At 65.2% G+C, this 26,262-nt stretch carries 25 protein-coding genes; 9 read left to right on the top strand and 16 right to left on the bottom strand.

Features of this window, described 5'->3' with window-relative positions:
* The first annotated feature begins 42 nt into the window (after positions 1-42).
* The 5 genes from MF6396_RS10605 to MF6396_RS10585 all read left to right on the top strand — a co-directional run bounded on the left by MF6396_RS10605 (position 43) and on the right by MF6396_RS10585 (position 3,566).
* Entirely contained in the window at positions 43-975 is a 933-nt protein-coding gene (locus MF6396_RS10605) for a DMT family transporter (protein WP_043861850.1), read from the top strand.
* A 91-nt stretch (positions 976-1,066) separates the two neighbouring features.
* Positions 1,067-1,405 (top strand): FKBP-type peptidyl-prolyl cis-trans isomerase, encoded by a 339-nt coding sequence (locus tag MF6396_RS10600; RefSeq protein WP_043861851.1) that lies wholly within the window; start codon positions 1,067-1,069, stop codon positions 1,403-1,405.
* A gap of 80 nt (positions 1,406-1,485) precedes the next feature.
* The gene (locus MF6396_RS10595; RefSeq protein WP_043861852.1) at positions 1,486-2,097 is read left to right on the top strand and encodes a hypothetical protein; all 612 of its coding nucleotides are present in this window, start codon (positions 1,486-1,488) and stop codon (positions 2,095-2,097) included.
* 13 nt (positions 2,098-2,110) lie between these two features.
* Positions 2,111-2,698, top strand: a complete 588-nt coding sequence (locus MF6396_RS10590) for a hypothetical protein (RefSeq protein ID WP_153046075.1) — start codon at positions 2,111-2,113, stop codon at positions 2,696-2,698.
* A gap of 205 nt (positions 2,699-2,903) precedes the next feature.
* Positions 2,904-3,566: a hypothetical protein gene (locus MF6396_RS10585; RefSeq protein ID WP_058542044.1), complete on the top strand. Its 663-nt coding sequence runs from the start codon at positions 2,904-2,906 to the stop codon at positions 3,564-3,566.
* Between the two features lie 3 nt (positions 3,567-3,569).
* On the opposite strand, the gene MF6396_RS10580 is transcribed toward MF6396_RS10585, so the two are convergent.
* From MF6396_RS10580 to MF6396_RS10570, 3 genes are all read right to left on the bottom strand, one after another.
* A complete protein-coding gene (locus MF6396_RS10580; protein ID WP_078480264.1) occupies positions 3,570-4,247 on the bottom strand; it encodes a hypothetical protein in 678 nt (225 codons plus the stop codon).
* A complete protein-coding gene (locus MF6396_RS10575; RefSeq protein WP_153046074.1) occupies positions 4,247-5,143 on the bottom strand; it encodes a hypothetical protein in 897 nt (298 codons plus the stop codon). The genes MF6396_RS10580 and MF6396_RS10575 overlap by 1 nt, the downstream gene beginning before the upstream one ends.
* Positions 5,144-5,241: 98 nt before the next feature.
* Entirely contained in the window at positions 5,242-5,679 is a 438-nt protein-coding gene (locus MF6396_RS10570) for an Lrp/AsnC family transcriptional regulator (RefSeq protein ID WP_043861856.1), read from the bottom strand.
* 131 nt (positions 5,680-5,810) lie between these two features.
* Here MF6396_RS10570 and MF6396_RS10565 point away from each other — a divergent pair, with 131 nt between their 5' ends.
* Together MF6396_RS10565 and MF6396_RS10560 are read left to right on the top strand one after the other, a co-directional pair.
* Positions 5,811-6,716, top strand: a complete 906-nt coding sequence (locus tag MF6396_RS10565; RefSeq protein WP_054915609.1) for a DMT family transporter — start codon at positions 5,811-5,813, stop codon at positions 6,714-6,716.
* A gap of 81 nt (positions 6,717-6,797) precedes the next feature.
* Entirely contained in the window at positions 6,798-7,718 is a 921-nt protein-coding gene (locus MF6396_RS10560; protein ID WP_102063796.1) for a class I SAM-dependent methyltransferase, read from the top strand.
* An 82-nt stretch (positions 7,719-7,800) separates the two neighbouring features.
* On the opposite strand, the gene MF6396_RS10555 is transcribed toward MF6396_RS10560, so the two are convergent.
* From MF6396_RS10555 to gcl, 12 genes are all read right to left on the bottom strand, one after another.
* Positions 7,801-9,252, bottom strand: a complete 1,452-nt coding sequence (locus MF6396_RS10555) for a PepSY domain-containing protein (protein WP_078480262.1) — start codon at positions 9,250-9,252, stop codon at positions 7,801-7,803.
* A 48-nt stretch (positions 9,253-9,300) separates the two neighbouring features.
* Positions 9,301-11,454 (bottom strand): TonB-dependent receptor, encoded by a 2,154-nt coding sequence (locus tag MF6396_RS10550; protein ID WP_078480261.1) that lies wholly within the window; start codon positions 11,452-11,454, stop codon positions 9,301-9,303.
* 90 nt (positions 11,455-11,544) lie between these two features.
* Positions 11,545-11,931: a DUF2946 domain-containing protein gene (locus MF6396_RS10545; RefSeq protein ID WP_043859887.1), complete on the bottom strand. Its 387-nt coding sequence runs from the start codon at positions 11,929-11,931 to the stop codon at positions 11,545-11,547.
* Positions 11,932-11,985: 54 nt separating this feature from the next.
* The gene (locus MF6396_RS10540) at positions 11,986-14,025 is read right to left on the bottom strand and encodes a mechanosensitive ion channel family protein (protein WP_043859888.1); all 2,040 of its coding nucleotides are present in this window, start codon (positions 14,023-14,025) and stop codon (positions 11,986-11,988) included.
* A gap of 238 nt (positions 14,026-14,263) precedes the next feature.
* Positions 14,264-15,265, bottom strand: a complete 1,002-nt coding sequence (locus MF6396_RS10535) for a sulfate ABC transporter substrate-binding protein (RefSeq protein ID WP_043859889.1) — start codon at positions 15,263-15,265, stop codon at positions 14,264-14,266.
* Positions 15,266-15,357: 92 nt separating this feature from the next.
* A complete protein-coding gene (locus tag MF6396_RS10530; RefSeq protein WP_043859890.1) occupies positions 15,358-16,182 on the bottom strand; it encodes an ion transporter in 825 nt (274 codons plus the stop codon).
* A 31-nt stretch (positions 16,183-16,213) separates the two neighbouring features.
* Positions 16,214-17,092 (bottom strand): urea transporter, encoded by an 879-nt coding sequence (locus MF6396_RS10525; RefSeq protein ID WP_058542041.1) that lies wholly within the window; start codon positions 17,090-17,092, stop codon positions 16,214-16,216.
* Between the two features lie 150 nt (positions 17,093-17,242).
* Positions 17,243-18,658 (bottom strand): pyruvate kinase, encoded by a 1,416-nt coding sequence (gene pyk, locus MF6396_RS10520; RefSeq protein ID WP_043859892.1) that lies wholly within the window; start codon positions 18,656-18,658, stop codon positions 17,243-17,245.
* A complete protein-coding gene (locus MF6396_RS10515) occupies positions 18,648-19,928 on the bottom strand; it encodes a glycerate kinase type-2 family protein (protein WP_054915605.1) in 1,281 nt (426 codons plus the stop codon). Before MF6396_RS10515 ends, pyk begins: the two co-directional genes overlap by 11 nt.
* A gap of 183 nt (positions 19,929-20,111) precedes the next feature.
* Positions 20,112-21,005, bottom strand: a complete 894-nt coding sequence (locus tag MF6396_RS10510) for a 2-hydroxy-3-oxopropionate reductase (RefSeq protein ID WP_078480260.1) — start codon at positions 21,003-21,005, stop codon at positions 20,112-20,114.
* Between the two features lie 119 nt (positions 21,006-21,124).
* Positions 21,125-21,907 carry a hydroxypyruvate isomerase gene (hyi, locus tag MF6396_RS10505; RefSeq protein WP_054915603.1) on the bottom strand — a complete coding sequence of 261 codons (783 nt, stop codon included), beginning with the start codon at positions 21,905-21,907 and terminating at the stop codon, positions 21,125-21,127.
* A gap of 57 nt (positions 21,908-21,964) precedes the next feature.
* Positions 21,965-23,740, bottom strand: coding sequence for a glyoxylate carboligase (gene gcl, locus MF6396_RS10500; RefSeq protein ID WP_043859896.1), 1,776 nt, complete (start codon positions 23,738-23,740; stop codon positions 21,965-21,967).
* A gap of 256 nt (positions 23,741-23,996) precedes the next feature.
* Between gcl and MF6396_RS10495 the strand changes: the two genes are divergently transcribed.
* Positions 23,997-24,437: a GlcG/HbpS family heme-binding protein gene (locus tag MF6396_RS10495; RefSeq protein ID WP_078480259.1), complete on the top strand. Its 441-nt coding sequence runs from the start codon at positions 23,997-23,999 to the stop codon at positions 24,435-24,437.
* A gap of 84 nt (positions 24,438-24,521) precedes the next feature.
* Here the strand turns inward: MF6396_RS10495 and MF6396_RS10490 are convergent, their stop codons facing one another.
* The gene (locus MF6396_RS10490; RefSeq protein ID WP_043862341.1) at positions 24,522-25,130 is read right to left on the bottom strand and encodes a TetR/AcrR family transcriptional regulator; all 609 of its coding nucleotides are present in this window, start codon (positions 25,128-25,130) and stop codon (positions 24,522-24,524) included.
* Between the two features lie 155 nt (positions 25,131-25,285).
* Here MF6396_RS10490 and MF6396_RS10485 point away from each other — a divergent pair, with 155 nt between their 5' ends.
* The gene (locus MF6396_RS10485; protein WP_054915600.1) at positions 25,286-26,194 is read left to right on the top strand and encodes a DUF808 domain-containing protein; all 909 of its coding nucleotides are present in this window, start codon (positions 25,286-25,288) and stop codon (positions 26,192-26,194) included.
* The last annotated feature ends 68 nt before the right edge of the window (positions 26,195-26,262 follow it).

Genomic DNA, 26,262 nt, shown 5'->3' with positions numbered 1-26,262 from the left:
ATTTGGCTAGCCTGCGTGCTCTGAAAAACGAGGAGCAGGCAAGTGAAACGGGGTGTGGCGTATGCCGGCGTGGCCGGTGCGATGTGGGGCATGGTGCTGATGGTGCCGCAACTGCTGCCGGAGTTCAGCCCGGTGCTGCTGGCCTGTGCGCGGTTCGTCCTGCTGGGGGCGGTATCGCTCGCGCTGCTGCTGCCAATGCGCAAGGCTCTGCGTCAGCTCGAACGGGCAGACGTGTGGATGCTGGCGCGCCTGGCGCTGATCGGCAACCTGCTGTACTTCATGTGCCTGGTGGCGGCGATCCAGCGCCTGGGCGTGGCGCCGGCATCGCTGATCGTTGGTGTGCTGCCGCTGACCATCACCCTGTACGGGCGCAATGACAGCGGCGCGGTGGCCCTGTCGCGCCTGGCCGGGCCATTGGCGCTGATCCTGGCGGGCATGCTGTGCATCAACCTGCAGACCTTCGCGGTGGAGCCGGGGGCGGTGCAGGACAAGCTCGCCGGGCTGCTCTATGCGCTGGCCGCGCTGGCCTGCTGGACCTGGTACGCCACCTACAACAGCCGCTATCTCAAGCAGTGCCGGCACCTGGACAGCCATCAGTGGTCGGTGCTCACCGGGGTGGTGACCGGCGTGTTCAGCCTGGTGCTGGTGGCGCTGCTGTGGGTGTGGCAGCCGCAGCAGTTGCAGGTGCAGGCCACTGCTGAGCGCTGGCAGCTGTTCTGGGCGTTCAGCCTGGGTTGCGCGCTGTTTGGCTCGTGGCTGGCGGGGGTGTTGTGGAATGCGGCAGCCAAGCGCATGCCGCTGACCCTGAGCGGGCAGTTGATCGTGTTCGAGACCCTGTTTGCCTTGCTGTATGCGTTCATCTGGCGCCAGAGCGGGCCGAACCTGCTGGAGGGCGCGGCGATCGTGCTGGTGGTGGGCGGGGTGTGCTGGTCGATGCGCCAGCACGAGCCGGTGACAGCCGGCGCCACCTCATGAGCCGAGTTCGCTCCCCACAGCCTTGCAAAACACGGCCATTGCTGCGAAAACGCATCGGCAGAAAACGTCCCATAGCCGTCAGAGATCACCCATGAGCAACGAACTTCAAATCATCGACCTCCAGTTGGGCGACGGCAAGGCGGCCGTCAAGGGGGCGCTGATCACCACCCAGTACACCGGCTGGCTGGACGATGGCAGCGTATTCGATTCCTCCCACCAACGCGGCAAGCCGTTCCAGTGCGTGATCGGCACCGGCCGCGTGATCAAGGGCTGGGACCAGGGCCTGATGGGCATGCAGGTGGGCGGCAAGCGCAAGCTGATCGTGCCGGCGCACCTGGGTTACGACGCGCGCAGCGTAGGCAGCATCCCGCCGAATTCGACCCTCACCTTCGAGATCGAGTTGCTCGAGGTCCTCACCCGCGACGATTGAGGGCTGAGTCATTCTCATTACAGTCTTTGGCCCTGATGCCGATAACAGCCTGTCTCTCACCCGAAGCAAGGACATTTTGCGTGCTGCGTACTTTCTGTTTTCTTTTCCTGGCCTGCCTCGGCCTTACCGGTTGCTACTCCTTCACACCGGTGGGCCCGATCGGCGAACCGGTCACCGTGGCCGACAATACTGCACAGCGGGGCGCCCAGATCGCCGACGTGGCCATCACCGCGCCCGACCTCAAGGATGACGTGCGCCTGAACATCAGCCGCCAGCTCACCGCACAGATCAGCCACTACGTCGACCGCGGCGAGTACTTCACCAAACTGGTGGAATTTCCCGCCACCCTGGGCGAGCAGGATGTAGTGCTCAAGTTCACCATCACCTCGCTCAAGGGCAAGCGCACCACGCACCCCGGTTACGTTCCCGGCGCGTTGGTGACGCTGACGTTCTGGATCTGGTTCAACGGCCCGATCTATGTCGACAAGTACGACCTGGCCGGCGAGCTGGTGATCGAAGACCGCGACGGCAAGCGCCTCACCCGCGTAACCGAGCAGGTCAAGCTCGACAACAATGTCGGCCTGTACGACAACGACTATGCCAACGGCAGCCTGGGGGGCGTGCAGTTGCGTCAGCTGATCACCAGGTTGCTCGACACCGCGACGGCTGCCCCGCAATTGGCCACTCACTGAAAGGAATTCAACCATGCGTCATTGCCTAATGGCCCTGTTGCTGGCCCTCAGCACGGCCCTGACCGGCTGCATCAGCTACTCCCAGCACCAGTTGCCGGTGGTCGAAGCCTGGCCGCCGCTGCCTGCCGCCGATGCGGCGCCCGCGCACAAGACCGCCTATGTGCGCTTCAACACACTGTACGAGTTCGACGGCCAGCCGCGCGCCAGCAACGCCAACCTGATGCGTTTCGAAAAGACCCTGGTGCAGAGCTATGAACAGAGCGAGCGCTTCACACGGGTGACCAGCGAGAAGGTCGACTCCGACGTGTACGCCTACGTCACGCTCAGGAACAACGAGCAAGGCAACGTGCTGGCGGCGACGCTGACCGGTGCGACGCTGTTCATCATCCCGTCCACCTTCGACAACACCCTGACCCTGGAGACGCTGTACAAGGACCGTGAAGGCAAACTCATCGGCAAGGTCAGCAAGAGCGAAACCATCACCACCTGGATGCAATTGCTGTTGATCTTCGCGGTGCCGTTCAACGATTCGGGCGATGCCATCATCGAGCACCTGAGCCGCAGTTCGGTTGAAGAAGCGATCCGGCGCAAGCTGATCTGAGCGTCATCATCGCGAAACATCCCTGCGCCAGACTGGCGCTGGCTCAAGGCTGAGCCGGCACGGATGAACCAAACGGGTTTGCGACACTCTCAAGCACGCCCGTTTCCACGGATGGAACGACAGACAGGGATCACCCCGCAGCCTCGGCTGCGGGGTGGCACAGGCGGGTCAGCCTCAACCCTATTTGTCGCAAAGAGCCCGTGCCATGAAGTTGCCCTCCTTTTTTCGGCGTTATCGCCCTGCGCTGTTTTCCGTTCCGCTGGTCGTCGGCGCCACCCTGCTGACCTTCGAAGCGCTCGAAAGCCGAGCCCAGCCGGTGGACGGCACCCAGACCCTGGTCTTCCTGCGCCATGCAGAAAAGCCCGGCGAAGGCCTCGGGCAACTGAACTGCCAGGGCCTCAACCGCGCCCTGGACCTGGCCACTCTGCTCCCGGAAAAATTCGGCCCCGCCGACTACGTGTTTGCCGCCAACCCCAGCCGCGAAGTGGAGGAGGGCAGCAACGACAATGCTTACAGCTATATCCGTCCGCTGATGACCATCAGCCCGAGCGCGATCAAGCTCGGCCTGCCGGTGAACATCGACTTCGGCGCCAACGACACCGGCGACCTGGCCGACGAGCTGCTGCAGGACAAGTACCGCAACGCCACGGTCTACACCGCGTGGTCACACGGCTACCTGCCCGAGCTGATCAACACCGTGGCCGGCAAGGCGCTGGGCGAAAAACGCACCATCACCGACGACTGGGACGGCGAGGATTTCGACTCGCTGTATGTGCTGACCCTGACCTGGCACGACGGCAAGGCCAGCTTGCTCAGCCGCAACTACAAGCAGGGGCTGGACAACGGCGACCTCGCCTGCCCGAGCTGAGGGCTAGTTCACCACCTCGAAGCGTGCGCTGGCCTCGCGCCACTCGAACGTCTTGCCCAGGCAATACGGGCTGGAAGGGATGAGCACCTGGGTGGCGCCACCCTGCAGGCGTACCTGGACGGTGTCGATACCCTTGCTGCGACAGCCCGGCACCTTCACCTCCAGCGTCTGCTGCAGCTTGCCGGTGGCCTTGTCCATCACCTGGATGGTTTCGAGGGCGGCATAGTCCATGTCCATCGGCAACTGGAAGTAGAAGCGTTCGGTGGATGCGGCCTGGGGCAGTACCGCGCCCGACGAGGGTGTCTGCAGGCCGATGTCGGCCACCAGCTTGAGCGTGAAGGGCAGCTGCTTGCCGCTGGCGTAGGCGGTCCAGGTGCCTTGCAGCGGCTGGGCACGGCTGCTGAAATCGGCTTTCTGGAAATGCAGGCGCGCGGTGGGCAGGCCGCCGCTGTCCAGTTCGTCCATGGCGAAGTTGTAGGTGTCGGTGTTGCGCGTGGGCTTGAGCCGGATCGGCGTGTGGTAGCGCTCGTAGTAGTAGATACCGGTCACGTAGTCGTTGGTGCGCTCGATCACCAGCGTCACCGGCAACCCGCCGAGTTTGCCCTGGTACACGGAATGGTAGGCCAGGGCATTGGCGCTCAGGCACAGCAGCAGGCAGGCGAACAGGGTACGAAACGGCATCAGAAAGGCTCCACGCTGTGGCGCTGCCACACCAGTTGCTTGGGGTCGACGAAGTGGTAGTACTGCCAGTCGCTGGTCCCGGTGTCGTAGTTGCTGCCCTGGCGCTGGGCTACCCAGCCGGGGGCGGGGAACTTGAGCGCGCCCTTGTCGCCCAGCGCTTCGAGTTCGGTGTGGCGTTGGTAGGTATTGCTGGTGGGCTGGTACAGGTAGAACTGGTCCGGCTCCTGGTTGGCGCCGCCGGTGGCGCGCTGGCCGATGGGCGAGGCCCTGAAGTCGATGATGCCGTCACCGTTGTAGTCGGCGAAGGTCAGGGTGCGGGTGCCGTTGAACGCCAGCGCCAGGTTGTCCAGCACCTGCAGTGTGCTGCCGCTGGCGAGGTCGATGATGGTGATGCGATCGACCTTGCCGGTGTATTCGCCCTCGGCCTTGCTGGCGTGCACATAGAAGCTCTTGCCGCGGTTCTGCGGCTGTTGCAGCAGCGCGCCTTGCCAGCTGGAGCGCTGCTCGTCGCTGAAGCGAGTCTGGCGCGTGAGGCTGAAGGGCACACGTTCCCGGGTGCGCAGGTCGATCCATTCGCCACTGAAGTCGCGATCGTGCGTGAACACGAAGGGGCGCACCCGCAATGCTGCGGCGGGCATGCGCGGGTTGTCCATGATGTTGATCAGCAGTGGCACGTCCTTGCTGTAGGGCGTCACTTCCAGTGGCAGGCTGGTGTGGTGCTCGATGTCCAGCAGGTAGCCTTGCACGTACTCGTACTGCGAGGTGTATTGCAGGGCGACCTCGACCTTGCGCTCGCCGAGGGCGCCCTGGTACAGGTTGATCGGGTCGGTGGCGTGGGCGCTGGTGAAGGCCAGCGCCAGGCCCAGCATGCAGAGGGGCCTTGGGAAAGCGAACATGGTGACGGTGCGTCCTTGCGGGAGAGGGGCGCAAGGCTAGCATATGTGTGGAACGTGCCGTTGCTCTGCGAATCCCGCGCTGCCCGCCAGTATGGCGCTTATGCCATCGGCGGCAGCCGTCGCTTCACCGGGCTTTTCTTGACGATGGCGGTGTTGGTTTCGGCGTGGCTGTTGAGCTTGTCGAGCAGGGTGTCGAGCTGCTCCATCGAGCGTACATGCAGGCGCGCGATGAAGCAGTCGTCACCCGTGACCTTGTCGCACTCGGTGAACTCGGGGATGGCGATGATCTGGCGCTCCACCTCCTGCAGTTGCCCCGGCAACGGACGAATGCGCACGATGGCCTGCAACTGGTATCCGAAGCTGCGCGGGTCGATGTCGACCGTGTAGCCCTTGAGCACGCCGCGTTCTTCCAGGCGACGCAGGCGCTCGCTGACGCTGGGCGCCGACAGCCCGCTCAGGTGCGCCAGCGCCTTGAGCGAACGCCGCGAGTCTTCCATCAGCGCCTTGATCAACAGCTGGTCGATATCATCAGTCATGCAGTCCTCGTCAGGCAGATCAATGAAATTGCCTTGATAAAAAAGGCAAGGCTTGAGTCTAGCCTTGTTTTTGCTATGGAGTGCCCTGGCTTTTCGCTCGCATAATCTGTCCATCGTCTGGGAGGTGAGAGATGGACAATTCAATACGCCGTGGGTCGTTGGAAATGGTCGCCGCGATGCTGATATCCGGCACCATCGGCTGGTTCGTGCTGGTGTCGGGGCAACCGGTGCTGGACGTGGTGTTCTGGCGCTGCGTGTTCGGCGCCGGCACGCTGTTGCTGGTGTGCGCCGTGCTGGGTTTTCTGCGGCCGGGCATCCTCACACGTGCCAGCTTTGCCCTGGCGGTACTCAGCGGGGTGGCCATCGTGGGCAACTGGGTGCTGCTGTTCGGCTCCTATTCACGGGCCTCGATTGCCATCGGTACGGCGGTGTACAACGTGCAGCCGTTCATGCTGGTGGGGCTGGCGGCGGTGTTTCTGGGTGAAAAGCTCAGTGTGCCCAAGCTGTTCTGGCTGGGGGTGTCGTTTGCCGGGATGCTGGCCATTGTGAGTGCCCACGGCAGCGGGCAGGGCAGTGGCGAGGATTACCTGCTGGGCATCGCGCTGGCGCTGGGCGCGGCGTTTCTGTACGCGGTGGCCGCGCTGATCATCAAGCGCCTGAGTGGCACGCCGCCGCACCTGATCGCGCTGATCCAGGTGAGCACCGGCATCCTGTTGCTGGCGCCCTTTGCCAATACCGGCGGCCTGCCGGGCACTGCGGGGGCGCTGGCCAGCCTGGTGACGCTGGGTATCGTGCACACCGGCCTGATGTACGTGCTGCTGTATGGCGCCATCCAGAAACTGCCGACCGCGTTGACCGGGGCGCTGTCGTTCATCTACCCGATTGCGGCGATCTTCGTCGACTGGTTTGCCTTTGGCCATCGCTTGAGCGCGCTGCAATGGCTGGGGGTGGCGGCGATTCTGCTGGCGGCTGCCGGCATGCAGCAGGGCTGGTGGTGGAGGGCGAGCGGCAAGCTGCACGCCACAAGCGACAAGTAAACAGGCGCCCGGCGCAAACTTGTCGCTTGCTGCGTGAAGCTTGCCGCTAAAATAGCCCTTTTTGTCCCAGTGAATCCTGCCATGCCGATTGCCACCCTTCACGCCCACCTGCTCGGTGCCCTGAACCCTGCGCCTGCCGAAACCCGGCGCCTGTTCCATGGGCGCGGGCGCTGCTGGCCGGGGCTCGAACAGATCACCGTGGACTGGCTGCAGGGCGTGCTGCTGGTCTCGCTGTTTCGCGAACCGCCCGAAGGGCAACTGGCCACGCTGGAGCAGATGCTGCGCACCCTGGCCGCCAGCCCTGGCTGGCCCGGGCAGGCGATCCTGATTCAGCACCGCTACCTGCCCGACAGCCCCGGCCAGTGGTTGCTGGGCGAGCCGAGCGAGCACCGGGTGATCGACGAGGATGGCCTGCGCTATCAGCTGGACCTGGGCCTGAAGCAGAACACCGGGCTGTTCCTGGACATGCGCTATGGCCGGCGCTGGGTGCGGGAGCAGGCGGCGGGCAAGCGGGTGCTCAACCTGTTCGCCTACACCTGCGGGTTTTCGGTGGCAGCGATTGCCGGGGGGGCCGAGCAGGTGATCAACCTCGATATGGCGCGCTCGGCCCTGAGCCGCGGGCGCGACAACCATCGGCTCAACGGGCATGACCTGGGGCGGGTGGGGTTTCTGGGGCATGAGCTGTTCAAGTCATGGGGCAAGGTGCGCAAGAGCGGGCCGTATGACCTGATCATCATCGACCCGCCGACGTTCCAGAAGGGCAGCTTTGTGCTGACCCAGGACTACAGCAAGATCCTGCGCCGCCTGCCGGAGCTGTTGAATGAAGGCGGCACGGTGCTGGCGTGCGTGAACGACCCGGCCATCGGGCCTGACTTTCTGATCGAGGGGATGGCAGCCGAGGCGCCGGGGCTGGTGTTCGTGGAGCGTCTGGCCAATCCACCGGAGTTTGCGGACAGTGATCCGGTGGGCGGGCTGAAGGCGCTGGTGTTTCGCCAGGGGTGACCGGGGTGAATTGTTCGCCGGCAAGGCCGGCTCCTACAGGTTTTGCGTCGTCTGTAGGAGCCGGCCTTGCCGGCGAATGAGGCTAGCGGCGCAAACGCCGCCACCCCATCACCACACCACTCACGCTCAGCACCAGCCCACCCAGGCTGAGCACGATCATCCACCCATCCCACAACGGCCGCCGCGTCAGCAGCGGTAGCCAGTCCCAGCTGTGCAGCAACGCGAACAGCCAGCGTGACGCGCGCCGTGGCTGGTCCAGTTGCCCCAGTACTTCACCGGTGTACAGGTCCAGATGCAGCCAGGTCTGCGCCGGGTCGTCGAAGCGCACCCGCAGCACCGGCAGACGCTTTTCAAGATGCCCGAGCATGCTCTGCTCGGCCCGTGCGTAGTAGTAGAAGTCGTAGGCCTCCAACTGCTGCACCTGCATCGCCGGCCCGATCGCCCGCGCCGCCTGCTCCAGCACCGCCCGCGGCAGACGCTGCAGCACCTGGCCGTCGTGCATCGACAGTACCCGCGTGCGTCCCGCGCCGTCCTGGCCCACCACATACCCCGCGCCCCCGATCAGCCGCCACTCCAGCTCGCGGGCGGTGAAGCCCTGGTCGGCAAAGCGCGCCAGTGCCTGGGGCACCGACAGCGGGAACGCCGCCGCATTCAGCGGCCCGCCCTGATACGCCGAGGTATCCAGCGGCTGCGCACTGCTGAACAGCCGCCACGGGTTCATCGACATCAGCCCACTGAAAATCCAGGTGATGGCCAGGGCACCGAACAGCAACCCGCCCACATGGTGCCAGCGTGCCCAGCCCTTGTACGGCGAACGCGAACCGCTGCGGTAGGGCCGGCTGAAGCGCCAGCGCATCACACCCACCACCGCGCCCAACAGCGCCATCACGCTGGCTGCCAGCGACAGGTAGATCACCAGGTTGCTCCACAGCCCGTCCACGCCGATGCCGCGCAATGGATACAGCCAGTGCAGCCAGGCGCCGATCAGGTTCCAGCCGCGCTCGCTGGCGCTGGCATCGCGCACCACTTCGCCGGTCTGGCCGCTGATGTACAGCAAGGTGCCGTCCGTATCGCTCAACTGCACGCGGTGCAGCGGCCGGTGCGCATCCAGTGCGCGCGAATGGCTCCACAGGTCTTCCTGCACCGCGTCGCGATAGGTCAGCGGCGCATGCGGGTCGTATTGCCCGGCACTGGCCAGCGCCCGTTCGCGGTTGGTGGGGGCGATGCGCTGGCCGCTAGTTGCGTCCACCGCCACGGCCTCGCCGCTGGCATAGTCGAACAGGTAAAGCGCCTGCCCGGCCACGCTGCTCAGGCGTATGCGTGCAGGTTGCGGATCGGTCACCGCCAGCGCCTCGCCCAGCGAGACGCAACAGCCCTGCGCCGACAGCGCCGGCAGGTGCGCCAGGTGCTCGCGCGGGGTCAGCTTGGGGTAGCCCACGTACAGCATCACCATGCCCGAGACGAACCACAGCGCCATGAACACGCAGGTCACGATCCCCAGCCAGCGATGCCACAGATACAGATAACGCTTCATTGCGACGCTCCATCAGGGCCAGGGCGCGAACGCCCCGGCCCGGCCCAGTCAGAAGCGGGTCTGCACCGCCAGTTCGAAGGTGCGCGGTGCACCCAGGTAGAGCATGCTCGACGAGGTCCAGCGTGCGTACACCTCGTCGGTCAGGTTGCGCACCCGCGCGGTGATGCGCGTGTCGGCATCCACCTTGTAGCCGACGAAGGCCCCGAACAGGGTGTACGACGGCGCGTAGCGGGTGTTGGCCGCATCGGCGTACACCGACGACACATAGCGGCTGTCGCCGCCCACCTGCCACTGCGGGTCCAGGTCGTAGGTCAGCCACAGGTTGGCCACCCGGTCCGGGGTGTTGGTGGGGGTGTTGCCCTTGCGCGAGAACGACTGGCCGCCGACGTTTTCGTTGAACGCGTCGTACTGCGCATCGACATAGGCGAAGTTGCCTTCGGCCAGCAGTTGCGGGGTGACGCGCAGCGCCGCCGCCACCTCGATACCGCGTGACGACTGCTTGCCCACCGGCTGGGTGAAGCCGGGGTTGGCCGGGTCGGCGGTGGCCAGGTTGTCGCGCTCGATGCGGTAGGCGGCCACGGTGGCCGAACCGCGTCCGTCCAGAAAGTCGAACTTGCTGCCCACCTCCAGCTGCTTGCCGGTGCTCAGGTCGAAGTCGCGCACCTGGCCGAAGCTGGCGGTGGTGAGCATGCCGGCGGGCGGGTCGGCGGCGGTGCTGTACTGCACATACACGTTGGCCGACGGGGTCAGCTCGAACACCAGGCCCACACGCCCGGTGGTGGGCTGGTAGCGGCGTTTGAACTGCGCCGGGTTGGCCTCGTTGACGGCGCGGTAGTTGCGTACCTGCAGGTCGATGCTGTCGTGGCGCAGGCCCGTCAGCAGGGTCAGGCGATCGGTCAGGGTCAGGCGGTTCTCCAAAAAGCCGGCCCAGGTGTCGACCGTGTTCTGACGGTTCTTCTCGTAGCCGGGGAACATGCCCGGCAGGTCGTAGAAGTGTCCCGGGTCGAAGTGGTCGGGGTCGACGCTGCCGGCAGCGGTGCCCGAGCGCGGGTAGGTCATCTGCACGTTGTGGCTGTAGTCCAGGCCCGTCGACCACTGGCTGCGCAGGCCGAACAGTTGGCCGTCATGCAGCAGTTCCACGCGGTTGCCGTTGAGCTCCTGGTCGTGCCGTTGCAGCAGGCTGCCGGAGCGTTGCACGCGGCTGTTGTCGGCGTTGTAGGTGTAGGTCTCGAGATTGCGGAAGTTGCGCTCGGCGTTGTAGTGGTAAAGCGTATTGCGCAACGAGGTGGCGTCGTCGAAACGGTACTCGGTGATCGAGCGCAGCCAGCGCACGCGCTGCTCGTAGCGCCCGTCCTCGACGTTGTAGTTCTCGAAGCGCCGGCTCTTGTCGACCTTCATCTGGCCGCCCAGCGGGTTGAGCACCGGGCTGCCCCAGTAGGGGCTGTCGACGCTCTCGTTCTGGTATTCGAGTGCCAGGGTGTGGGACAGCTGGTCGTTGATGTCGGTCAGCAGCGAGAACGCCACGCTCCAGGCATCGCGCTCCTCGCGGTCGACGTAGCCATTGCTGCGGGTATGGCTGAAATCCAGGCGCGCATGGTTGGTGTCGTTGAGTGCGTGGTTGAAGCCGAACGAGGTCTCGCTGCTGTCGTAGCTGCCATAGCTGACGCGGCCTTCATTGAAGTCTTCGTCGCGGTTGGCCAGCTTGGTGATGTAGTTGATCGAGCCGCCTACGGCGCCGGCGCCGAACAGGAAGCTGGACGGGCCGCCGACCGCTTCGACGCGGTCATAGATCCAGCTGTCGACCGGGCGTGCGGCGATCGAGTCGTACTGCACGCTGATGCCATTGAACAGCTGGGTGATCTGCGCCCCGGAAAAGCCCCGGTACGATACCGAGCCGGCCGAGCCGGGCGGGGAGGCGGCGTTCAGGCCGGGTACGCCGGCGAGCATGTCCTGGGTGGTCCTGGCGCCGCGCTGTTCGATCTGCTGGCGGTTGACGATGCTGATCGAGGCCGGGGTTTCGCGGGGCGTGAGGCCCAGGCGCGAACCGGTTTGCGAGGGGGTGTCGAGCAACACGCCGTCCACCGGAATCGGCCGGTCGCTGACCAGTACATCGGGCAGCACGAGTGCCTCGTCGGCAACGGCGTTGAGCGACAGGGCGCAGAGCAGGGCAGTGCAGCCCTGCAAACGTGGGAAAGGGGTCATTGAGCGAACTCTGCAGGTGAGCCAACGGCACCCCCGCGCAGTGGCGCAGGCGTGTGCCGGTACGGGCAGCGGCAAGGCTGCCGGGTTGGATCAGGCCAGCAGGGGGGAGGCGCGCGGGTTGGCCGAGGGCCAGCAGTAGCGAGGTGGCGCCTTGCTGCGCAGTTCGCGGTGGTAGCGGCGCGTGCGGGTGAACGCCAGCAGCCAGCCGATCACCAGGCTCAGGGCCAGGCACACCACGGCCGCGGCACACACCGGGCAGGTTTGCAGGCTGTCCCAGCCGGCGATGGAGGCGTCGCTGTAATCGGTCTTGAGGGTCGGGCCCGGGGTGCCCATGGCCGAGCAGAAGGCTCCGCCGATGCCGTTGAGCTGCAGGCCCATCATCTGCCCGTGGCCGATACCGCAGGCGAACAGATTGAACAGGACGCTGAAGTACAGCGTCCAGGCAATCAGCGAGCGGTCGGCACGGGTAAATTTCATGGCGGCGACTTTAGCACCACCTTCCCATGCCGGGAAGGTTGAACGCCGCAGTGTCTACACCGTTTCGTCGCGTACGTGGGCCGGCTGCGGGTAATACTGCGCGAAGCTCACGTCGTCGGTCTGGTCCACGCGCTTTTTCAGGCGTTCGTTGAACGCCCGGTTCACTGCGTACTGCCCGCCCGAGGTGGTGCGGAACTGGGCGGTGAGGGTGATGCCGTTGAGGTTCATGGCGTCCACCCCGAACACCTGCAGCGGCCCTTGCAGGCTGTGGCGCAGCACCGGGTCCTCGCTGATCGACTGGCCCACCTCGCGGATCAGGTGCAGGGCGCTGTCGACATCGGTCTGGTAGCTGAACTGCACCGAGAAGAACGCATAGGCGAACTGGCGCGACTGGTTGGTGACGGCCTTGATCTGGCCGAACGGTACCGAGTGCACGAAGCCCTTGCCGTCGCGCAGGCGCAGGGTGCGGATGGTCAGGCTCTCGACGGTGCCGGCGTGGCCGGAGTCGAGCACCACCCAGTCGCCGATGGCGATGGTGTCCTCGATCAGGATGAACAGGCCGGTGATCACGTCCTGTACCAGCTGCTGCGAACCGAAACCGATGGCCAGGCCGACCACCCCGGCACCGGCCAGCAGCGGCGCCACGTTGATGCCCAGGTTGGCCATGGTGGTGATGGTGCAGATCACCACCAGCACGATCTTCACCGCGTTGCGCAGCATCGGCAGGATGGTGCGCACCCGTGTGCTGGGCTGGCGCGAAGCGCGCCGGCCGGCGCTGGGCTTGAGGGCTTCCTGGATGGCGGTGTCGATCACCACCCACAGCAGCCAGGTGACCAGCAAGATCAACCCGATGCTGCTCAGCGAATCGCTGATTGCCCGGCCCAGGCTGTTGCGCACGGCGAATTCGAGCACCGAAAAGCCCCAGATGCGCCCCAGCAGCTCGATGAAGGCGATGGCCATGCCGATGCGCAGCAGCGCGTGGGCGAGGTTGCGCACCAGTTCCTTGTAGGGGCGCAGGCGCTGGCCGGGGTCGACCTCGCGGGACTTGAACAGGTGCTGCAGCACCGTGCTCAGGAACACCGTGCCCACCAGCAGCACCGTGGTCAGCAGGGCCTTTTGCAGGGCCTTCTGGCTTTCTTCGCCGGCGCCGATCAGGTTGATCGCCGATACCAGGATCATCATCAGGATCGGCAGGTACCACAGCCACGAGAAGATCCGCAGGGTTTCCTGCAGGGCGCGGTGCTGCAGGCGGTCGTGCAGGTCGCGGTTGCGGATCAGGTGGGCCACCGGGCGGCGCAGGCGGATCACCAGCGCGGCGAAGGCGAAGGTGGCCAGCAGGCCGGTGATCACCGCGATGCTGCTGGTGAGGTTGCCACCGATCTGGCGGGTGATCTGCGGGCTGGTCAGGGCGTCGGCCCAGGCGGCGAGAAAGCCGATCATGAACAACGGGCGTGGCGCGATCTTGCGGATGATGCGCACGGCGGTGCGCTTGTGGCCGGTGTCGAACACGGTGATCAGGCACAGGATGATCGACGTCGAGAACAGGCCGCTGCTGGTGGCGTAGGCCAGGCTCAGGCCCAGCGCGCGGCCGATCGAGGGGTCGAGCAGGCGCGTGCTGGCGTAGAGGGTGGCGGGCAGGCTGGCCAGGGCCGGCAGGGTGTAGGGCAGCAGGTAGCCGAGCAGTTTCTGCAACCGCGGACGTTCGCGCAGCGGGCGCCTGCGATTGATGTGGTGGGACAGCACGCGGCCCAGGCTGGTGAGCACGCCGAACACCACCAGCCAGGTGAGGCTGAGCAGGGCAAAGTCCACCAGCAGGTCGAAGGAGTCTTCGGCGTGGCGGTCGACCAGCTGGTTGGCCTCCTTGCTGGCGCGATTGGCGCGCAGGCGCCATGCGTCGACCAGGTGACCGTCGACGTCGATTTCCTGGGTGACGCTGTCGAGGCTGTTGGCCAGGGCGCCGAGCAGGCCGCCCTGAACCACGGGTTCCGGGGCTTTTTCGGCGGTTTCGGCGCTGTCGGTGCCGGGGATGAGGCTGGCGGCGAGCAGTTGCGTGCTGAGCAGGCAACCGAGCAACAGGGTGAGCAATCGGGTCACTGGGCACTCCTTGAGCCGTGAATGACGGAAAGGGTAGTCCAAGGAACTGATCGGTATTTGCCGGGCAAGTTCGAAACCGAGGTGAATTCATCGCGGGTCAAGCCCGCTGCCACAGGTGCGACATCGCCCTTGAAATCGGCACATCACCTTGTGGCAGCGGGCTTGACCCGCGACAGGCCCGAACGCCGGCCACAAAAAATCCGGGGCCCGTCACAGGCCCCGGATTCGTCACCCGGCCTTACTGCCCGGTGTAGATCTGGTCGAAGATCCCGCCGTCGTTGAAGTGGGTCTTCTGCACGGTGCGCCAGTCACCGAAGGTCTTTTCCACCGACAGGAAGTCGACTTTGGGGAAGCGGTCGGTGTACTTGGCCAGCACGGTCGCGTCGCGTGGGCGCAGGTAGTTGTTGGCGGCAATTTCCTGGGCTTCAGGCGACCACAGGTACTTGAGGTACTCCTCGGCGGTGGCACGGCTTTTCTTCTTGTCCACCACCTTGTCGACCACGCTCACCGGCGGCTCTGCTTCGGCCGACACGCTCGGGTAGATCACCTCGAACTGGTCGCGACCGAATTCGCGCGCGATCATCTCGGCTTCGTTCTCGAAGGTCACCAGCACGTCGCCGATCTGGTTGGTCATGAAGGTGGTGGTCGCGGCACGGCCACCGGTATCGAGCACCGGTGCCTGCTTGAACAGCTTGCCGACGAAGTCCTTGGCCTTGTTCTCGTCACCGCCGTTCTTGAGCACATAGCCCCATGCCGACAGGTAGGTGTAGCGGCCGTTGCCCGAGGTCTTGGGGTTGGGCACGATCACCTGTACGCCGTCCTTGAGCAGGTCGGGCCAGTCCTTCAGGGCCTTGGGGTTGCCCTTGCGCACGATGAACACGGTGGCGGAGGTGAAGGGCGCGCTGTTGTTGGGCAGGCGGGTGACCCAGTTGTCCGGCACCAGTTTGCCGTTGTCGGCCAGGGCATTGATGTCGGTGGCCATGTTCATGGTGATGACGTCGGCCGGCAGGCCGTCGATCACCGAGCGCGCCTGTTTGCTCGAACCGCCGAAGGACATCTGCACGTTGATCTTCTCTTTGTGCTCGGCTTCCCAGTGCTTCTGGAACGCGGCGTTGTAGTCCTTGTAGAAGTCGCGCATCACGTCGTAGGAGACGTTGAGCAGGGTGGTCGGGGCGGCCTGGGCGAGGTTGCCCAGGGCCAGGCCTGCGGCCAGAAGCGAGGCACCAAAGAGTTTTTTCACTGCGCATTCCTTGTTCGAGTTGGGAGAAAGGCATTATGCCAGCGACTATAGCGGCTCGGCCTTAGTCGCTTAAAGATTAAAAAGTGCTTTGGTTATTCCATTTTCTTGAACAGCGCATTGCCGCAGCGTGAACAGAACGCGGCGCTCTGCTCGTGGCTGCCCTTGTGGCAGGTGGGGCAGGCGTGCTGCAGCTGTTCGCCGCGCATGGCGTTGGCCAGCTCGGCAGTGAAGATGCCGGTGGGCACGGCAATGATCGAGTAGCCGGTGATCATCACCAGCGAGGAAATCACCTGGCCCAGCGGGGTCTTGGGCACGATGTCGCCAAAGCCCACGGTGGTCAGGGTCACGATGGCCCAGTAGATGCCCTTGGGGATGCTGGTGAAGCCGTGTTCCGGGCCTTCGACCACGTACATCAGGGTGCCGAACACCGTGACCAGGGTCGACACGCTGACCAGGAACACGATGATCTTCTGCTTGCTGCCGCGCAGCGCCGACATCAGGTAGTTGGCCTGCTTGAGGTACGGGCCGAGCTTGAGCACGCGGAAGATGCGCAGCATGCGGATCACGCGGATGATCAGCAGGTACTGCGCGTCACTGTAGTAGATGGCGATGATGCCCGGCACGATCGCCAGCAGGTCCACCAGCCCGTAGAAGCTGAAGGCATAGCGCAGCGGCTTGGGCGAGCAGTACAGGCGGGTGAGGTATTCGGCCAGGAAGATGGCGGTAAAGCCCCACTCGATCCAGGCCAGCAGCCCGGCGTAGCCCTGGTGGACCTCGTCGATGCTGTCGAGGATGACGGTGATCAGGCTGGCCAGGATGATCAGCAGCAGAATGCTGTCGAAGCGCCGGCCGGCCACGGTGTCGGCTTGAAAGACGATGACGTAGAGCCGCTCGCGCCAGCTCGAAGGGGTGCTCATGGGCGCTTTCCATTACAAGATGGAGCAGAGCCTAGGGGCTGGCCCGCAGCTGTGCAAGCGGGCGACGTCGGGCAGCGGTACCCAGTTGCAGCAGCCAGCAGGCGAGGATGAACGGCGCGGTCAGGCCCGGCACCGGCAACAGGCCCAGCAGCGGTTGCAGCACGATGGCCAGAACGATGGCCAGCAACGGCCGCCAGGGTTGTGCGCGGGTCTGGCTGAAGGCCAGCGCGGCCAGCGCCGCATTGAAGCCGTACAGGCCGTAGTAGCCGGCACCGGCCTCGCCACCGAGCAGCGCCACGCTGCCGCCCAGGGCGGCGCCCAGTAGCGCCCAGGCGGCGGCGTAGCGGTTGGCGATCAGCAGGCCCAGGGCAATCAGCAGGCCAGCCAGCGGCTGGTCGAGCAGGAAGATCTGGCCCAGGCCGCGGCCCAGGGCGAACAGCGGGTTGGCCGCGACCGGGGCGTAGCCGGCGCTGGAAGGCTCGGCCAGCGCCAGTACCGCCCAGCCGATCAGCACGAAGGGCGCGGTGTAGGCGGGCAGCAGGCGGGGGCTTTTGCGCTTGAGCCACTGGTGCACCAGCATGCTGCTCAGGCCCGCAGCGGCGATGATCAGCGGGGGCAGCAGGGCCGACCAGGGCAGTGCGTGGCTGAGCAGCAGGCCCAGCAGCACGCCGTTGTAGCTGTACAGGCCGGCCTGGCGGTCGGCGCGGTTGTAGCCGCGGCGCTGCGCGGTGAGCAGCCCGGCAAGGGCGCCCAGCAGCGCACCGCCGATGAGTTCGGGGGCGGTGATCAGGATGGCCAGCAGGCACAGCAGGCCGCACAGCGGGTTGCGCTGCAGCAGCACCTGACTGAAACCGTTGAGCAAGGCGGTGGCCCAGTCGGGGCACGGGTTGACGAAGTTCTTGGTGTACATGGCAGTGGGTCAGGGTGGGTGGAGTGGGGCGCCTCTTCGGGCTTTGTTGTCCCACGGTGTGGTGTGTGTCAGTGCGGGCCTCTTCGCCGGCAAGGCCGGCTCCTACAGGGTCTGTGCCGTGTGTAGGAGCCGGCGTTGCCGGCGAAGCGGTCAGAGCAGGGTTTCGATCCGCAGCGTATTGGTCGACCCCGGCTTGCCAAAAGGCACACCGGCAGTGATCAACAGGATGTCGCCACGGCTGGCCATGCCCTGGGCCTGGGCAATCTCCAGTGCCGTGGACACCACTTCGTCTACCTGGCGCAACCGATCGTTGACCACCGAATGCACGCCCCAGGCCACACTCAGGCGCCGTGCGGTGTTGAGGTTGGGGGTCAGGTTGAGGATCGGTGCACGCGGCCGTTCACGCGCTGCGCGCAGGGTCGAGTTGCCCGACTCGCTGTAGTTCACCAGCACCGCCACCGGCAGGATGCCGCTGATGCGACGGATCGCGCAGCTGATCGCATCCGACACCGTGGCCTCGGCCTGTGGCCGGCCCACGTCCAGCTGGGCCTGGTAGTCCGGGCCGCTTTCGACCTGGCGGATGATCTTGCTCATCATCTGCACCGCTTCGAGCGGGTAGTCGCCCGAGGCGGTCTCGGCCGACAGCATCACCGCATCGGCGCCCTCGGCCACGGCGTTGGCCACGTCGGTGACCTCGGCGCGGGTCGGGGCCGGGCTGAAGCGCATCGACTCGAGCATCTGCGTGGCCACCACCACCGGGCGGCCCAGCTGGCGGCAGGTGGTGATGATGCGCTGCTGGATCTGCGGCACGCTTTCGGCCGGCACTTCCACGCCCAGGTCGCCACGGGCGACCATGATCGCGTCGCTCAACTGGGCAATCTCGCGCAGTTGCGTGACCGCCGAGGGCTTCTCGATCTTGGCCATCAGGTAGGCCCGGTCGCCGATCAGCTGGCGCGCCTCGATGATGTCTTCAGGGCGCTGCACGAACGACAGGGCCACCCAGTCCACGCCCAGTTCCAGGCCGAAGGTCAGGTCGCGACGGTCCTTTTCGGTCAGCGGGCTGAGCTCGAGCAGCGCCTGGGGCACGTTCACGCCCTTGCGGTCGGACAGTTCGCCGCCGTTGAGCACCTCGGTGTCGATGGCGTCGGCGTGCTTGGCGGTCACGCGCAGGCGCAGTTTGCCGTCATCGAGCAGCAGGTCCATTCCCGGCTCCAGCGCGGCGATGATCTCCGGGTGGGGCAGGTTGACCCGCTGTGCATCGCCCGGTGTGGCATCCAGGTCCAGGCGCAGGGCCTGGCCGCGTTGCAGTTGCACCTTGCCTTCGGCAAAACGCCCGACACGCAGCTTGGGGCCCTGCAGGTCCATGAGGATGCCCAGCGGGTAGTTGAGCTGGCGCTCCACTTCGCGGATCCATTCGAAACGCATGGCGTGGTCGGCGTGCTCGCCGTGGCTGAAGTTCAGGCGAAAGATGTTCACCCCGGCTTCGACCAGCTGACGGATGTCGTCGATGCCTTTGGTCGCGGGGCCGAGGGTGGCGAGGATTTTGACTTTCTTGTCAGGCGTCATGTTGTGCGGTCTCGAGGATCAGGATGGCGCGAAAATCGTTGACGTTGGTGCGCGTGGGCTCGGTAACGATCAAGGCGTCGAGCGCGGCGAAATAACCGTAGCCATTGTTGTTGTCCAGCTCGTCCGCCGCCGACAGGCCCAGGGCCTGGGCACGCGCATAGCTGTCGGGGGTCATGAAGGCCCCGGCGTTGTCTTCGGAGCCGTCGATGCCGTCGGTGTCACCGGCCAGTGCGTACACGCCGGGCAACCCCTTGAGGCTTTCGGTGAGGCTGAGCAGGAACTCGGCGTTGCGCCCGCCGCGGCCATTGCCGCGCACGGTGACGGTGGTTTCGCCGCCCGACAGGATCACGCAGGGCGCCGCCAGTGGCTGGCCGTGCTGCACGATCTGGCGTGCGATGCCGGCATGCACCTTGGCCACTTCACGCGACTCACCTTCCAGGTCACCCAGGATCAGCGGGCTGAAGCCGGCCTGGCGCGCCTTTACCGCAGCGGCCTCCAGCGACTGCTGGGGGCGGGCGATCAGCTGGAAGTGGCTGCGGGCCAGGGCCGGGTCATCGGCCTTGACGGTTTCGGAGGCCGGATTGTTCAGCCACGCGGTGACGGCGGCCGGGGCCTGGATGTTGTAGCGCTTGAGGATCGCCAGCGCTTCGGCCGAGGTGCTCGGGTCGGCCACGGTGGGGCCGGAGGCGATCACGGTGGCGAGGTCGCCGGGTACGTCGGAAATCGCGTAGGTGTACACCGTGGCCGGCCAGCAGGCCTTGGCCAGGCGGCCGCCCTTGATCGCCGAGAGGTGCTTGCGCACGCAGTTCATCTCGCCGATGGTGGCGCCGGATTTGAGCAGGGCCTTGTTGACCTGCTGCTTGTCGGCCAGGGTCAGGCCTTCGGCGGGCAGGGCCAGCAGGGCGGAACCTCCGCCGGAGAGCAGGAAGATCACCCTGTCGTCGGCGCTGAGGTCGCTGACCATCGCCAGCACACGCTTGGCCACGGCCAGGCCGGCGGCGTCCGGTACCGGGTGGGCGGCTTCGACCACTTCGATCTTGCTGCAGCTGGCGCCGTGGCCGTAGCGGGTCACGACCAGGCCCGAGACCTCGCCCTGCCAACTGCGCTCGACCACTTCGGCCATGGCGGCGGCGGCCTTGCCGGCGCCGATGACGATGACGCGGCCGCTGCGGTCGCTGGGCAGGTGGGCTTCGAGCACCTGGCGTGGATGCGCGGCATCGATGGCCGTGGCGAACAGCTCGCGCAGAAAGTGTTGCGGATCGACCGACATGGCAGGCTCCCAAATCTTATTGTTTTGCAGAATCGAAAACGCCCCTGGGCCTGCCTCCGTGCAGACGGGCCCAAGGGCGGGTGGTGCTCTTTAGCGCGGCAAGCTTCAGGCTACAAGCTGCAAGAGACAGCGGACCGATGCGCGGTCTGCCGGTCTTGCCGCGTGAAACCTGCCGCTTGACGCTTACTTGTCGCCGCGGATCGAGAAGTTGGCCATGTGCTCAAGGCCCTTGACCAGCGCCGAGTGGTCCCAGTTGGCGCCACCGATGGCCGCGCAGGTGCTGAACACCTGTTGGGCATTGGCGGTGTTGGGCAGGTTGATGTTCAGCTCCTTGGCACCCTGCAGGGCCAGGTTCAGGTCCTTCTGGTGCAGGCTGATGCGAAAGCCCGGGTCGAAGGTGCCCTTGATCATGCGCTCGCCGTGCACTTCGAGGATTTTCGAGGAGGCAAAGCCGCCCATCAGTGCTTCGCGCACCTTGGCCGGGTCGGCGCCGTTCTTGGCGGCGAACAGCAGGGCTTCGGCAACGGCCTGGATGTTCAGGGCCACGATGATCTGGTTGGCGACCTTGGCGGTCTGGCCGTCACCACTGCCACCCACGTGGGTGATGTTCTTGCCCATGGCCTGGAACAGCGGCTGGGCACGTTCGAAGGCTTTGGGGCAACCGCCGACCATGATGCTCAGGGTCGCGGCCTTGGCGCCGACTTCACCACCGGACACCGGGGCGTCGAGGTAGGTGGCGCCGGTGGCCTTGATCTTCTCGGCGAAGGCTTTGGTGGCGGTAGGGGAGATCGAGCTCATGTCGATCACCACCTTGTTCGGGCCAACGCCTTGGGCCACGCCGTTTTCACCGAACAGCACGGCTTCGACCTGCGGGGTGTCCGGCACCATGACGATGATGAATTCGGCTTCCTGGGCCACTTCCTTGGGGTTGGCCAGGGCCACGCCGCCGGCGGCGATCAGGTCGGTCGGCGCGGCGCCGTGGTGCGAGGAAAGGAACAGGCTGTGACCTGCCTTCTGCAGGTTCTGAGCCATTGGAAGGCCCATGATGCCGGTGCCGATGAATCCGATTTTAGCCATTACAATTACCTCTTGTTTTTGTACATGTAGGAGCCGGCCTTGCCGGCGAATGGGGCCATGAGGTGTTCGGTCAGGCCCCTTCGCCAGCAAGGCTGGCTCCTACAGGGGTTATGTGGGGTTCAGATCGCGTTGTGGGTCTTGAGCCAGCCAAGGCCCGCTTCGGTGGTGGTCAGCGGCTTGTATTCGCAGCCTACCCAGCCCTGGTAGCCGATACGGTCCAGGTGCTCGAACAGGAAGCGGTAGTTGATCTCGCCGGTGCCCGGCTCGTTGCGGCCCGGGTTGTCGGCCAGCTGGATGTGGTTGATCTTGGCCAGGTTGCCTTCCATCGTGCGGGCCAGGTCACCTTCCATGATCTGCATGTGGTAGATGTCGTACTGCAGGAACAGGTTGGTGCTGCCCACTTCGGCCTGGATCTCCAGCGCCTGCTTGGTGGTGTTCAGGTAGAAGCCCGGGATGTCGCGGGTGTTGATCATCTCCATCACCAGCTTGATGCCTGCTGCCTGCAGCTTGTCGGCGGCGAACTTCAGGTTGTCGACAAAGGTCTTGCGCACCGTGGCGCAGTCCGGGCCTTGTGGGCGAATACCGGCCAGGCAGTTGACCTGGGTGTTGCCCAGTACCTGGGCGTAGGCAATGGCCAGGTCCACGCCGGCACGGAATTCCTCGACACGGGACGGGTCGCAGGCGATGCCGCGATCACCCTTGGCCCAGTCGCCGGCCGGCAGGTTGAACAGCACCTGGGTCAGGCCGTTGCTGTCCAGGTGCTGCTTGATTTCAGCCGAGCTGAAATCGTACGGGAAGAGGTACTCGACCCCGCTGAAGCCGGCGTCGGCAGCAGCCTTGAAACGGGCGAGAAAGTCCTGCTCGGTGAACAGCATGGACAGGTTGGCGGCGAAACGAGGCATGGTTGTCTCCTTGCAAAAGTGGGCCCTGTGCGCTGGGCAGCAGGGCCGCTACAACAGTCAGTCGAGCAGCGAGATCGCGGTTGGCGCGTCGTTGCCGACCAGCGCCAGGTCTTCGAATTCGTTGACCGCGTTGATTTCGGTACCCATGGAAATATTGGTCACGCGCTCGAGGATCACCTCGACCACGACCGGCACCTTGAACTCTTCGGCCATCTGCTGGGCCTTGCGCAGGGCCGGCTGGATTTCTTCCGGCTTGAACACGCGCAGTGCCTTGCAACCCAGACCTTCTACAACCGCGACGTGGTCCACGCCGTAGCCGTTCAGTTCCGGGGCGTTGAGGTTCTCGAACGCCAGCTGTACACAGTAATCCATCTCGAAGCCGCGTTGGGCCTGGCGGATCAGCCCCAGGTAGGAGTTGTTCACCACTACATGGATGTACGGCAGGTTGAACTGCGCGCCCACCGCCAGCTCTTCGATCATGAACTGGAAGTCATAGTCGCCCGACAGTGCCACGACCTTGCGCGACGGGTCGGCCTTGACCACGCCCAGTGCCGCAGGAATGGTCCAGCCCAGCGGGCCGGCCTGGCCGCAGTTGATCCAGTGACGCGGCTTGTACACGTGCAGGAACTGCGCACCGGCGATCTGCGACAGGCCGATGGTGCTGACGTAGCAGGTGTCCTTGCCGAACACCTGGTTCATTTCCTGGTACACGCGCTGCGGTTTGACCGGCACGTTGTCGAAGTGGGTCTTGCGGTGCAGGCTGGCCTTGCGCTGCTGGCAGTCCTTGAGCCACTCGCCACGGTCCTTGAGCTTGCCGGCGGCTTTCCACTCGCGGGCCACTTCCAGGAACACGTCCAGTGCGGCGCCGGCGTCGGACACGATACCCAGGTCCGGGGTGAACACACGGCCGATCTGGGTCGGTTCGATGTCGACGTGAATGAAGCGACGGCCTTCGGTGTACACATCCACCGAGCCGGTATGGCGGTTGGCCCAGCGGTTGCCGATGCCCAGCACCACGTCCGACTTGAGCATGGTCGCGTTGCCGTAGCGGTGCGAGGTCTGCAGGCCGACCATGCCCACCATCAGCGGGTGGTCGTCAGGGATGGTGCCCCAGCCCATCAGGGTCGGGATGACCGGGATACCGGTGAGTTCGGCGAATTCCACCAGCTTGTCGCTGGCATCGGCGTTGATGATGCCGCCACCGGCCACCAGCAGCGGACGCTCGGCGGAGTCGAGCATGGCCAGGGCCTTCTCGACCTGCACGCGGTTGGCCGACGGCTTGCTCACCGGCAGCGGCTGGTAGGCGTCGATGTCGAATTCGATCTCGGCCATCTGCACGTCGAACGGCAGGTCGATCAGTACCGGGCCAGGACGGCCGGTGCGCATTTCATAGAAGGCTTTCTGGAACGCATACGGCACCTGGCCAGGTTCGAGCACGGTGGTGGCCCACTTGGTGACCGGCTTGACGATGCTGGTGATGTCGACGGCCTGGAAGTCTTCCTTGTGCAGGCGCGAGCGGGGCGCCTGGCCGGTGATGCACAGAATCGGGATGGAGTCGGCCGAGGCGCTGTACAGGCCGGTGACCATGTCGGTGCCGGCAGGGCCGGAGGTGCCGATGCACACGCCGATGTTGCCGGCCTTGGTACGGGTGTAGCCCTCGGCCATGTGCGAGGCACCTTCCACGTGACGAGCAAGGACGTGATCGATGCCGCCGACTTTCTTCAGGGCCGAATACAGCGGGTTGATCGCGGCGCCCGGGATGCCGAATGCGGTGTCGACGCCTTCACGGCGCATGACCAGCACGGCTGCATCGATTGCTCTCATTTTGCTCATGGTTTTGTGCCTCTTAGATTTTGTAATTGTATACAAATTGCTTTTCGACAGAGTGTATTCACGGCAGGCGACTCTGGTCAATCCATTTTCATCCGCCACCGGGTGCTTTCGTCGTTACCCCGTAAAAAGGGGTTGTGACGGGTTTTGGTCGGATGGAGTGAATTATTGTATACAAAAATATTCTTCATTGTGTTCTATTTGTTGTATCGGTTTTTCACTTGCCCACGTGGGCTTCTAACAACAAGAGGACCTTTGGATGAACGTTCTGAGCTTGAAAGTAGCGGTGAGCCTGGTGAATGGCGCGCTGGCGGCCGGCCGCAGGATTTCGGCGGCGCCGCTGACCGTGGTGGTGCTCGATGCCGGTGGGCACCTGCTGACTCTGCAGCGCGAGGACGGCGCCAGCCTGCTGCGTCCGCAGGTGGCGATGGGCAAGGCGTGGGGCACGATTGCGCTGGGCAAGGGCTCGCGCCTGCTGGCGCTGGACGCGCAGCAGCGCCCGGCGTTCTTTGCCGCGCTCAACGGGTTGGGCCAGAGCCCTGTGGTGCCGGCGCCGGGTGGGGTGCTGATTCGGGATCAGAGCGGGGCAGTGCTGGGCGCGATCGGTATCAGCGGTGATACGTCGGATATCGACGAGCAGTGCGCGATCAGTGCGATCGAAGAGGCGGGGCTGACGGCGGATGCGGGGGTAGCGGCGTAGGGCCCTTTCGCCGGCAAGGCCGGCTCCTACATGTCTGCGCGAGCCTTGTAGGAGCCGGCCTTGCCGGCGAAGCAGTCAACGCGATCAGGCGTCCGGCGCACAGCCCTTGAGCACCAGCCGGATGATGGTCTGCGCCGCCGCCTCGTAGTCGCTGTCCTCGAGCTTGGCCTTGCCGGTGACCACCGAGATCTGCCAGTCGAAATCGGCATAGGTCTGGGTTGCAGCCCAGATGCTGAACATCAGGTGGTGCGGGTCGACCGGGGCGATCAGGCCGCGTTCGATCCAGCCCTGGATGCATTCGATGTTGTGCCGTGCCTGCACGTTGAGCTGCTCGACCTGGCTTGCGCTCAGGTGCGGCGCGCCGTGCATGATCTCGCTGGCGAACACCTTGGACGCGAAGGGCAGGTCGCGGGAGATGCGCACCTTGGAGCGGATGTAGGCACTGAGCACCTCTTGCGGCTCACCGTCGGCATTGAACGGGGTGGAGGCCTGCATGATCGGCTCGATGATGCTTTCGAGCACCTCGCGGTAGAGGTTTTCCTTGGATTTGAAGTAGTAGTAGACGTTGGGCTTGGGCAGGCCGGCCTTGGCCGCGATGTCGCTGGTCTTGGTGGCAGCGAAGCCCTTGTCGGCGAACTCCTCGCTGGCGGCCCGCAGGATCAGTTCTTTGTTGCGCTCGCGAATGGTGCTCATGGTGGCGCTGTTCCTTGTATCTGGCCGCGTGCGGCAACAGGCCTGGGCAGGCGGTTGCGCATGGTAGCACCGCGTTCGCGAAGCGCTCAAGGTCGCCCCTTTTGCCCATCGACAGGCTAAGCTTGGCGCCATCTCACCTCAATGGAACATGAATCATGGCTGCAAGCAGTTTGCTGGTACTGATCGACGATATCGCCACGGTACTCGACGATGTCTCGGTCATGACCAAGGTCGCGGCCAAGAAGACCGCCGGCGTACTGGGTGATGATCTGGCGCTCAATGCCCAGCAGGTCACGGGTGTGCGCGCCGAGCGGGAACTGCCGGTGGTGTGGGCGGTGGCCAAGGGCTCGTTCCTGAACAAGCTGATCCTGGTGCCGGCTGCGTTGCTGATCAGCGCATTCATCCCGTGGGCGGTAACCCCGCTGCTGATGCTCGGCGGCGCCTACCTGTGCTTCGAGGGGTTCGAAAAGCTCGCGCACAGGTTTCTGCACAGCGCCGAGGAGGCCAAGGCCGGGCATGCGGCATTGACCGAAGCAGTGGCCAACCCGGCGGTCGACCTGGTGACGTTCGAGAAAGACAAGATCAAGGGCGCGGTGCGTACCGACTTCATTCTCTCGGCCGAGATCATCGCCATCACGCTGGGCACCGTGGCCGATGCGCCACTGCCCCAGCAGATCATCGTGCTGTCGGGCATCGCGATCGTGATGACGATCGGCGTGTACGGGCTGGTGGCGGGGATCGTCAAGCTGGATGATCTGGGCCTGTGGCTGACGCAAAAGGCCTCGCGTGCAGCCAAGGCCATCGGCAACGGCATTTTGAGTGCGGCGCCCTACATGATGAAAAGCCTGTCGGTGATCGGCACCGCGGCGATGTTCCTGGTAGGTGGGGGGATTCTGGTGCATGGCATCGCGCCGCTGCATCATGCCATCGAGGCCTTCGGCGAAGGGCGTGGCGGGGCGCTGACGACGGCCTTGCTCAATGCCGGCGTGGGCGTAGTGGCGGGGGCTGCGGTGCTGGCGGTGGTTGCCGTGGTGGGCAAGCTCTGGAAGGCCATCCGGGGCTGATGGCCTCTTCGCCGGCAAGGCCGGCTCCTACAGGAGTGAGCCGTCTGTAGGAGCCGGCCTTGCCGGCG

The organism is Pseudomonas sp. MF6396 (genome assembly GCF_002018915.1).
Lineage (GTDB): Bacteria > Pseudomonadota > Gammaproteobacteria > Pseudomonadales > Pseudomonadaceae > Aquipseudomonas > Aquipseudomonas palmensis.
The sequence above is the reverse complement of the archived record's forward strand: the minus strand, read 5'-3'. Positions and strand labels throughout refer to the sequence as shown.

What these genes read in the sequence shown, in the direction of transcription:
- MF6396_RS10600 (WP_043861851.1), top strand. Translation starts at nt 1,067, where the DNA reads ATGAGCAACGAACTTCAAATCATCGACCTCCAGTTGGGCGACGGCAAG.
- MF6396_RS10590 (WP_153046075.1), top strand. Translation starts at nt 2,111, where the DNA reads ATGCGTCATTGCCTAATGGCCCTGTTGCTGGCCCTCAGCACGGCCCTG.
- MF6396_RS10585 (WP_058542044.1), top strand. Translation starts at nt 2,904, where the DNA reads ATGAAGTTGCCCTCCTTTTTTCGGCGTTATCGCCCTGCGCTGTTTTCC.
- MF6396_RS10580 (WP_078480264.1), bottom strand. Translation starts at nt 4,247, where the DNA reads ATGCCGTTTCGTACCCTGTTCGCCTGCCTGCTGCTGTGCCTGAGCGCC.
- MF6396_RS10575 (WP_153046074.1), bottom strand. Translation starts at nt 5,143, where the DNA reads ATGTTCGCTTTCCCAAGGCCCCTCTGCATGCTGGGCCTGGCGCTGGCC.
- MF6396_RS10570 (WP_043861856.1), bottom strand. Translation starts at nt 5,679, where the DNA reads ATGACTGATGATATCGACCAGCTGTTGATCAAGGCGCTGATGGAAGAC.
- MF6396_RS10565 (WP_054915609.1), top strand. Translation starts at nt 5,811, where the DNA reads ATGGACAATTCAATACGCCGTGGGTCGTTGGAAATGGTCGCCGCGATG.
- MF6396_RS10560 (WP_102063796.1), top strand. Translation starts at nt 6,798, where the DNA reads ATGCCGATTGCCACCCTTCACGCCCACCTGCTCGGTGCCCTGAACCCT.
- MF6396_RS10555 (WP_078480262.1), bottom strand. Translation starts at nt 9,252, where the DNA reads ATGAAGCGTTATCTGTATCTGTGGCATCGCTGGCTGGGGATCGTGACC.
- MF6396_RS10550 (WP_078480261.1), bottom strand. Translation starts at nt 11,454, where the DNA reads ATGACCCCTTTCCCACGTTTGCAGGGCTGCACTGCCCTGCTCTGCGCC.
- MF6396_RS10545 (WP_043859887.1), bottom strand. Translation starts at nt 11,931, where the DNA reads ATGAAATTTACCCGTGCCGACCGCTCGCTGATTGCCTGGACGCTGTAC.
- MF6396_RS10530 (WP_043859890.1), bottom strand. Translation starts at nt 16,182, where the DNA reads ATGAGCACCCCTTCGAGCTGGCGCGAGCGGCTCTACGTCATCGTCTTT.
- MF6396_RS10525 (WP_058542041.1), bottom strand. Translation starts at nt 17,092, where the DNA reads ATGTACACCAAGAACTTCGTCAACCCGTGCCCCGACTGGGCCACCGCC.
- pyk (WP_043859892.1), bottom strand. Translation starts at nt 18,658, where the DNA reads ATGACGCCTGACAAGAAAGTCAAAATCCTCGCCACCCTCGGCCCCGCG.
- MF6396_RS10515 (WP_054915605.1), bottom strand. Translation starts at nt 19,928, where the DNA reads ATGTCGGTCGATCCGCAACACTTTCTGCGCGAGCTGTTCGCCACGGCC.
- MF6396_RS10510 (WP_078480260.1), bottom strand. Translation starts at nt 21,005, where the DNA reads ATGGCTAAAATCGGATTCATCGGCACCGGCATCATGGGCCTTCCAATG.
- hyi (WP_054915603.1), bottom strand. Translation starts at nt 21,907, where the DNA reads ATGCCTCGTTTCGCCGCCAACCTGTCCATGCTGTTCACCGAGCAGGAC.
- gcl (WP_043859896.1), bottom strand. Translation starts at nt 23,740, where the DNA reads ATGAGCAAAATGAGAGCAATCGATGCAGCCGTGCTGGTCATGCGCCGT.
- MF6396_RS10495 (WP_078480259.1), top strand. Translation starts at nt 23,997, where the DNA reads ATGAACGTTCTGAGCTTGAAAGTAGCGGTGAGCCTGGTGAATGGCGCG.
- MF6396_RS10490 (WP_043862341.1), bottom strand. Translation starts at nt 25,130, where the DNA reads ATGAGCACCATTCGCGAGCGCAACAAAGAACTGATCCTGCGGGCCGCC.
- MF6396_RS10485 (WP_054915600.1), top strand. Translation starts at nt 25,286, where the DNA reads ATGGCTGCAAGCAGTTTGCTGGTACTGATCGACGATATCGCCACGGTA.